Origin of the sequence: Sutterella parvirubra YIT 11816 (assembly GCF_000250875.1) — a bacterium.
In the GTDB taxonomy this organism is placed as follows: Bacteria; Pseudomonadota; Gammaproteobacteria; order Burkholderiales; family Burkholderiaceae_F; genus Sutterella; species Sutterella parvirubra.
In genome coordinates this window covers 1-4,444 of record NZ_JH604921.1, presented here as the reverse complement: position 1 = coordinate 4,444, position 4,444 = coordinate 1, and the positions used below count along the sequence as shown (strand labels likewise).

The following is a 4,444-nucleotide window of genomic DNA, read 5'->3' as shown; positions in this document are numbered from 1 at the left end:
CGCCGGCCGGGCGCTTCGGCATCGGCCCGTCCGGGTGCGGTTCGGCGACGACGCCCCAACGGCGGAGGAGGCCGAGACTGAAGTTTTCGGCGTCTCGCACCTCTCTTGGGCGATGGCGGACGGCGGCCCCGTCGCGGTCCGCGACGTCGGGATCTCTTTGCCCGCCGGGATCACCGCCGTCGTGGGGCCGAACGGCTCCGGGAAGACGACCATCGCCCGCGTCCTGGCGGGGCTTGAAACCGGCGCGGAAGGCGAATTCCGCGTGCGGGGCGAGGTGTTGGGAAGTGAAGCCGAGCGGCTCCGCCGCACGGCGCTCGTCCTTCAGAACGCCGACCACCAGCTCCAAATGCGGAGCGTCGGGGAGGAAGTGGCGTACGCGAGGCGTTTGGCGCTGCGCACCCCCGGCTTCTGGAGCCGGATGCCGGTGTTGACGCCGGAAGAAGAAGCCAATGTGGGAGCCGCCTTGACGCGCTTGGGGTTGATCGAATTCCGTGACCGCCACCCGCAGAGCCTCTCGGGCGGGCAGAAGCAGCGGCTCGTCATCGCCTGCGCGTTGATGAAGGATCCGGCTTTGCTGGTGCTCGACGAACCCACGAGCGGGTTGGACGGCGGGAATCTGGAGCGCTTGGCGAAGCTCCTTCGCGAAGAGGCGGAAGCGGGAAGGGCGGTTTTGGTCGTCACGCACGACGAGGACCTTTTGGCCTACTGCGACTTCGTGCTGGACGCCCGCGAGGTGCGGGGGCTGAAGATCGGGGTGAAGACCGAGGTGAAGGCTGAAGAAACGGCCTGATCCCAAGGAAGAGTGAGGACCCGCTTCGGAGGGGCTTTCGGCGTCGGCCGGAGGCCCTTCGCGCATCGGGGCCTCAAGTTCAGCACCGTGTTCGGCGTCGAGTTCGGCGTCGTGGTCGTTTGACATTCCAACAAACATTGGAATATCATCATTCCAACATCTCTTGGAATGTCATCCCCATGGCCAACATCGACACGAAGCACCAGCTCTACCACCAGGTCAGCATCGTCGGGCGCGCGCTCGGGCACGAGACGCGGCTGGAACTCATTGAAATCCTCGCGCAGTCGCCGAGGACGGTGGAGGTGCTGGCGTCCCTCATCTCGACTGATTTGAAGAGCGTGAGCAACCATCTTCAGATCCTCGCCCGCGCCGGTCTCGTGACCGCCGCGCGCGAGGGCCGCTGCCAACGCTACGCGTTGTCGGGCGCCTGGGGGGCGGATCTGGCGGTGACGCTTCGCGCCGCCGCGGAGAAGGCGCTCGAATCGCTTGCGGAACTTGACCGTCAGATCCGCGCGGACGCGGACGTGATCTCGATGGAGGAGGCCGCGGCGAGGGTGGAGGCCGGCCGCATGATGCTCGTTGACGTGCGCCCCGCGTCGGAATACGCCGCCGGGCACATCCCCGGGGCGCTCCACGCCGAGGGGCACGAGATCGAGGCCCTGGCTCTGCGGCTCCCCGAAGGGACGGAACTGGGCGCCTACTGCCGCGGTCCCTACTGCTTCCTGGCGCGGGACGCGGCTCAAGCCTTGGCGAAGAAGGGCCGGACTCTTCACATCGTGCGGGACGGCGTCATGGAGTGGCGCGCCCGCGGGGGCGAACTCGAAACCTCGGCCGACGCGTCCGCCGGGGGCGGGAGCCCTGTACCGGACAAGTGAGGCGAAGCGGTGTCGGCGGGCCGGACGACCAGACCGACCAACCAAACCGACCAATCGGGGCCGACCTGACCAAAACGCCCCGAGGCCGCTCCGCCGACACCGCTCATTCTTCCCGGCCGGTCTCAGACCACCGGCCACGCTTCAACGACCAACGACCGCCGCCGCAGGGGCGGTTGAGGCTCCGGCTGCTCTGCAATCCTGCCGACCGCCTTCGACCGACATTCCGCCCGTTCAACATTTCAAAAAGGATTTTCCACATGAACCGCTTCACTCTCTTCGTGCGCACCATGGCCCCGGGCTGGTTCGCGGCCGTCATGGGGACGGCCGTCACGAGCCTGGCGCTCACGCTCTTCTCGAAGACCTTCGCCTGGGCGGCGCTCCCGGCCGAAATCCTCCACTGGGCCGCCGTCGTGATGATGACGGTGCTGGGGGCGGCGGCCGTGCTGCGGCTCGTTTTCTTCCCGAAGGCGGTGCTCCACACCGTCTCGCACCCGGTGGAAGGCGCGTTCTACGCGACCTTTCCGATCGCGCTTCTCGTCATGGCCGCCGAGTGGACCGTCCGCGCGGAACCCTTGACCGCCGTCGCCTGGCTCTGGTGGCCGGGCGTCGTGGGGACGTTCTTGTCGAGCTTCGTGATCCTCTCGCTTCTCTTCGCGGGGAAGAGTCTGACGCTTGACCAGGTGACCCCCGGTCACTTCATCCCGGCGGTGGGTTTGGTGGTCATCCCGGTGGCGGGCGCGGGCCTGGCGGCCCCTGCGGAAGGCTTGATGCGGGAGGTCTACTTCGGCGTCAACATGGTGGGGTTCGGTGCGGGGGTCTTCATGTACGTGGGGCTGACGGCGCTCACCATGGCGAGGCACTTCCTGGGGGCGCCCATCGTCGGGAAGATGACCCCGACCCTTTGGGTGCACCTGGCGCCCTTGGCGGTGATTCCTCTGAGCATGTTGGCGCTCCTTCACGCCGTGGCTGACGCCTCCTTGATCCGCTACGGGACGCTGGTGGCGTCGGCCTTCATGGGCGCGGCGTTGTGGTGGATGGTGATCGCGGCGGTGCTGACGGTGAAGAACCTCCGCGAGGGGAAGCTGCCGTTCGCGATCAGCTGGTGGGCGTTCGTCTTCCCCGTGGGCGCTTTGACGGTGCTCGCACTCCGGCTCTCCGCGATGATGGAGTTGGCGCTTTTGCCGTGGGTGGCGGCGGAGTTGGGTGCTCTTCTCGCCTTCTTCTGGACGGCCGCGGCCGTGGGGACGATTCGGGGTTTGCTGAACGGGTCGATTTTGAATCCGCCGGAGGTGAAGAAGCTGACGGGGGCGGTGGTCCCGCAGCCCGAGGCCGTGGCGGCGGTGAATGCCGGGCGAGACGGGTTGGAGAAGTCTTGAGTTTGGAGGTGCGTGAAGCCCCGTGAGTGATTTCCGAACACTTTCCGGGATCCCTTCGGCCCGATCGGGCAATCGGGCCGAAGTCCGGGAGGTCTGCCGGGGAGGGCTGGTCTCTCTTCCTCCCCGGCAAAGCAACGCCCCTCCGGTTTGAGACGAAGTGGCCGGCGGGGGGGCTGCGGGGCCGGAGCCCCTCGTTGCTCAACCGGTGAGGCGGTCGAGGTCCTTGAAGAGCACGTTGAGCTTCTCGACGATGCGGCGCTGCTCTTTGAGGGGAGGCAAAGGGAAGGGGCAGGACTTCAAGTCAGCCGTCCCCAAACGCTGTTGTCCGGCAGTGCCCTTGAAGTTTTCAACGCCGTATTCGATGAACCATTGACTCTTTAGGAACATCAATAAATACTCTTTGTCAACTTCTTTGGACGCTCTCAAAACATGGAATTCTGTGGATCCGCAACCAATGCCGTTTTTGAGATTAGTGGCAATGGCTGACTTCCTGTTTTGAAAGCAAGGGGTGATTTTGGCAAGAAGGATGTCGTCTTCGGCAAACTTTGCGTAGCCCGTTTTTACAGAGCTCCAGGATCTTTCGTCAGATGTGTTGATGTGGTTGATGTATCCTGCGTCAACTGATGCCATGGGTGCAAAGGAGACTTTGAGGGATTCATCATGGGTGGTTATTTTAGGGTTCAGGGTGGCGACATCCTGAATTCGCGTCCATTTCCATTTTTCGGGAATGGCAAATGGTACGTCTTCCGGAACTTCGCCGATTTGATCGACCGCGGGTTCGGTGTCGAGTTGAGGAGCCAACTTCCCCTGGATGGCTTCGCTCAGCAAGGAGGCGCGCAACTTTCCCGGCAGTTCCTTCTCCAACTGCTCAAGAGCTAACTGCTCCCTCCCGTATGATTCGACAAGAGGCAGAAGTTCGTTGAGTTTCTGGACGATGCGGCGTTGCTCTTCGATCGGCGGAACAGGAATCCACCAATCTCGCATGACGCCGATGGTCAGATTTTTGACGGTAGATCCAACGGCCGTTTTTTGAATGACGCCTTGAAGGTAGGGGGTTTGAAAAAGAGTCCGAAGATATTCAGGGTATTGTTTGTGAGACGAGAATCGGAGTGTGTTGGTGTCTTTGCAAAAAAAGATGTCATCACTCTTTACAACATAACATTTTCCTAATGTCCCGACGGCTGTAAAAACCAAATCTCCGGGATTAGGAGTTTCTCCTTTGCTGGTTCTGATGCGGAACAATTCCTTGTCAATAAAGAGTTCATTCACCAATGTTCCTGTGTCTGCTAGGTTTGCTAGCTCTCGTGCTCTCAAAAAAGGAATACCTTTAGATTTCCATTCGGATTTATGAACTCTTCGCGGAGATGAAAAGGTACCTAAGGAACCTCTTCACCGGGGCCCTT

At 62.4% G+C, this 4,444-nt stretch carries 3 protein-coding genes and 1 pseudogene; 3 read left to right on the top strand and 1 reads right to left on the bottom strand.

The genetic code is table 11. The features are described 5' to 3' along the window. From HMPREF9440_RS03290 to HMPREF9440_RS03280, 3 genes are all read left to right on the top strand, one after another. Window positions 1-790 (top strand): ATP-binding cassette domain-containing protein (locus HMPREF9440_RS03290; RefSeq protein ID WP_008541494.1); only part of this gene is annotated, 790 nt, incomplete at its 5' end. Between the two features lie 179 nt (window positions 791-969). Further along, the gene (locus HMPREF9440_RS03285) at window positions 970-1,665 is read left to right on the top strand and encodes an ArsR/SmtB family transcription factor (RefSeq protein ID WP_008541493.1); all 696 of its coding nucleotides are present in this window, start codon (window positions 970-972) and stop codon (window positions 1,663-1,665) included. A gap of 257 nt (window positions 1,666-1,922) precedes the next feature. Next, the gene (locus HMPREF9440_RS03280) at window positions 1,923-3,041 is read left to right on the top strand and encodes an SLAC1 family transporter (protein ID WP_008541491.1); all 1,119 of its coding nucleotides are present in this window, start codon (window positions 1,923-1,925) and stop codon (window positions 3,039-3,041) included. 198 nt (window positions 3,042-3,239) lie between these two features. Here HMPREF9440_RS03280 and HMPREF9440_RS12370 read toward each other — a convergent pair. After that, window positions 3,240-4,379, bottom strand: a pseudogene (locus HMPREF9440_RS12370) (restriction endonuclease subunit S); the annotation flags it as partial. Between the last annotated feature and the right edge of the window lie 65 nt (window positions 4,380-4,444).

Coding starts and splice junctions, on each gene's coding strand:
- HMPREF9440_RS03285 (WP_008541493.1), top strand. CDS start 970: ATGGCCAACATCGACACGAAGCACCAGCTCTACCACCAGGTCAGCATC.
- HMPREF9440_RS03280 (WP_008541491.1), top strand. CDS start 1,923: ATGAACCGCTTCACTCTCTTCGTGCGCACCATGGCCCCGGGCTGGTTC.